This is a genomic window from Hyphomicrobium sp. (genome assembly GCF_020852195.1).
GTDB lineage: Bacteria > Pseudomonadota > Alphaproteobacteria > Rhizobiales > Hyphomicrobiaceae > Hyphomicrobium_C.
On record NZ_JADZBI010000256.1, the window covers coordinates 1 to 1005 of the forward strand.

1 pseudogene is annotated in these 1005 nt (G+C 52.7%); it reads left to right on the top strand.

The window, feature by feature from the left end:
- Window positions 1-1005 (top strand): annotated as a pseudogene (locus IT540_RS20680) (hypothetical protein); the annotation flags it as partial.

Here is a 1005-nt window from a genome sequence, read left to right on the forward strand (position 1 = left end):
GTATTGAATTACTTAAAAATGACGAGCAGGTCCGAAAAGCTTTCCGACTTGCCAATCTCGCCATGCTTCTCCAGCAGATCTCGACAAAGCGGTTATCCAGACGCCCACTTGGCTGGAATCCTGTCATTAGGCGCGTCAATCCGGAGGGGAATCATCGGTCGCCATGGGACATTTATGAGGAGAATCAGGAAGGAAATAACATAGGCTCATGGCGTGCTTTCCAGATTGCGTTCCTCTTGATGTCGCTTCAGGGCGCAGCCGATGTGCATTCCGCAGACCGCGAGATAGTGGATTTGATCTGGTTTCCCACAGGTGGCGGCAAGACCGAAGCCTATCTGGGAGTCACAGCATTCTACATCCTCCACGAACGCCTGTTGATGGACGGCCGTGAAGGACCGCAGAGGGACGGCACCAATGTACTGATGCGCTATACTTTGAGGATGCTTACCACTCAGCAGTTTCAGCGGGCAGCAAGTCTTGTCTGCGCGATGGAGTTCCTGCGCCGCAATTCACTGAAGCAGGGCATGGGAATCATTCCTGGGAGGCGCTTCTCGTTGGGCTTATGGATTGGTGGCGACGGTTCACCCAATAAGATCGAGGGTACAGGCGGTGCAAGAGAAAAATTAAACGCGTTCCGAAGGGGTGGGATTCACGGAAATCCTCTTGTTTTGACAGAGTGTCCTTGGTGCCGTGCGGAAATTGGACGATATGAAGGTCCGAGACCCGCAGTCACACCTCGATTTACTGAGACCACATGGAATAGCGCTCGGATGAAGGGAATCACTGATCACCAGACAGAAGGTCCGTTACTGCACTGTTCCGATGCCAGCTGTGAATTTGGTCGTGAACAGTGGCAGAATTGGCTCCCAGTCGAGGTTATTGACGAGAGGATTTATAAGAGTCCTCCCTCCCTCGTCATAGCCACTGCTGACAAACTCGCGATGATTGCATATCGGCCTGCAGCAGGCGCACTGTTCGGACGGAGATTTGTGAATGGTGAACCAC